Origin of the sequence: Reyranella sp., from assembly GCF_050185545.1 — a bacterium.
Lineage (GTDB): Bacteria > Pseudomonadota > Alphaproteobacteria > Reyranellales > Reyranellaceae > Reyranella.
The window spans coordinates 14,857-16,997 of sequence record NZ_JBFWZI010000159.1 but is presented as its reverse complement, the minus strand read 5'-3'; the positions used below and the strand labels follow the sequence as shown (position 1 = coordinate 16,997).

1 protein-coding gene and 1 pseudogene are annotated in these 2,141 nt (G+C 69.2%); one reads left to right on the top strand and one right to left on the bottom strand.

The window, feature by feature from the left end:
- Positions 1–788 (top strand): annotated as a pseudogene (locus tag AB7O82_RS29425) (GntP family permease); the annotation flags it as partial.
- 48 nt (positions 789–836) lie between these two features.
- Here the strand turns inward: AB7O82_RS29425 and AB7O82_RS29420 are convergent.
- Positions 837–1,652 carry a Bug family tripartite tricarboxylate transporter substrate binding protein gene (locus AB7O82_RS29420; protein WP_428620856.1) on the bottom strand — a complete coding sequence of 272 codons (816 nt, stop codon included), beginning with the start codon at positions 1,650–1,652 and terminating at the stop codon, positions 837–839.
- Between the last annotated feature and the right edge of the window lie 489 nt (positions 1,653–2,141).

Below are 2,141 nucleotides of genomic sequence, written 5' to 3'. Positions count from 1 at the left end.
CCGCAGCGTCGGTGATGAAGACGACCGCTTCGACCATGCTCGTGGCCGCGCTGCCGGTCGCAATCATCGCGGCGGCGATCGGCTGGTGGCATGTGTCGCGGCAGATGCCGGCCGAGGATGGCAAGGCGGTGGCGGCGCCGGGCCGGCTTGGCTGGGCATGGCTCGCCGTTCTGCTGCCGGTGGCGCTGATGGTGGTGCAGTCGGTGGCGCAGATGCCGAGCGAACCGCTCGGCAAGGGCGGCGCACGCGAATTCTATATCGGCATCAGCAAGCCCCTGATGCTGGCGGCGCTGGCCACCACGCTCGCCGTGCTGTTCGCCGGACGCTGGCAGCCGTCGGCGCTGTCTGGCCGCGGCTGGGCGCCGTTGCTGCTTACGGTGGGCACGGCTGGCGGGCTCGCCCGCGTGTTCGACGAGACCGGCATGGCCGAGCTGCTGGCCGAGCATGCGCTGCATCCACGCTTTGGCCTGCTGACGCCGTTCCTCGCCGCAGCGATCGTCAAGACCATGCAGGGCAATTCATTGACAGCCGTGCTCACCGCCTCCGGCATGGTCGAGCCGATGCTGCCGGCGCTCGGCCTCGACAGCGCCTCCGGCCGCACCCTCGCGGCGGCGGCCGTCGGCGCGGGCTCGATGGCGATCTGCCACGTCAACGACCCGTTTTTCTGGATCGCCGCCAGCATGGGCCGCCTGACGCCGGGACGCGCGCTTCTGGTGGTCTCGCTGGGCAGCGCCGCGATGGCGATCGGCGCGCTGGTCGTGCTGGCGGCGGTGAAGCAGGTGTTGTGACGGAGGTCATTCTCCTCCCCGGCTTCGCTGGGGAGGAGAATGAACTACTCAATCCAGCCTGACGCCCGAAGCCTTCACCGCCGGCGCCCAGAGGATGCGGTCCTCGGCGAGGAAGGCCTCGAAGCCCTTGCGCCCGGGCGGGGGCATGTCGAGACCGAGATCGGTCTCCCAGCGCTTGCGGATGTCCGGCTCGGCCAGCGCCTCCGTGATCGCCGTCTCGAGGCGGGCCAGGATCGGCTCCGGCGTCGCCGCGGGTGCGCCGGCGCCGTACCACGACGTCGCGGCGTAGCCCGGCAGGGTCTCGGCGACCGTCGGCAGGTCGAGCGCCGGCCACGACCGCTCGCGCGAGGTGACGGCCAGCCCCTTGACGCGGCCGCGCCGCACCTGTGGCAGCAGCGACGGCATGTTCGCGAACATCATGGTGACCGTGCCCGACATCAGGTCGTTGTAGGCCGGACCGGCGCCCTTGTAGGGCACGTGGATGATGTCGACCGCCGCCATGGCCTTGAACAGCTCGCCGCTGAGATGCAGCGACGAGCCCGGCCCCGACGAGGCGAAGGAGTACTTCCCGGGACTGGCCTTGCAGAGCTCGATCAGCTCGGCGACCGAGCTCGCCGGCAGCGACGGCGTGACGCCGAGCAGGTTCGCCAGCCGCAAGATGCAGACGATCTCCTTGTCGGGATCGTAGGGCAGCCTGCCGTAGAGCATCGGGTTCAGCGTGTGGCTCGCCACCGAGATCAGGCCAAGCGTGTAGCCATCCGGTGCGGCGCGCGCGAGCTCCACCGTGCCGATGTTGCCACCCGCGCCGCTCTTGTTGTCGACCACGAACTGCTGGCCGAAGCGGCGCGACAGCTGATCGCAGATCAGTCTTGCTCACCGTATCGGTGCCGCCGCCCGGTGCGAACGGGCAGATGAAGCGCACCGTCTTGGTCGGCCACGCCGAGACGTCGGCGCGCGCAACCGCCGGCGCCGCGAGGGTCGCGGCAAGCAAGGTTCGACGCGCCAACAGGGGATACTCCTCCGGAACACGCATTCGGCCCCCCGACCGATGCGCGCAACGTTAGAGCGATTCCCGATTTGACGGAATGCGGGCCCATCTCCTCCTCAGCGTCTTCGCTGAGGAGATACCCAGCACGCCGGCGCGCACCACGATGACGTGAAAATGACAGTTGCTCATTCATGGCTGAGGGCGCGCCACTCCAGTGCCGCGTCTTCCCCATATCAACGATGATCGCGCCACTGGAGTGGCGCGCCCCAGCACATTTTCATAAGAGGTGTCGCCGCCTCAGCGACGGGAGGTCATGCTCTTCCGGACCGCGGGCGTCTCGCCCGCTCATCACATCATGAGCGGGC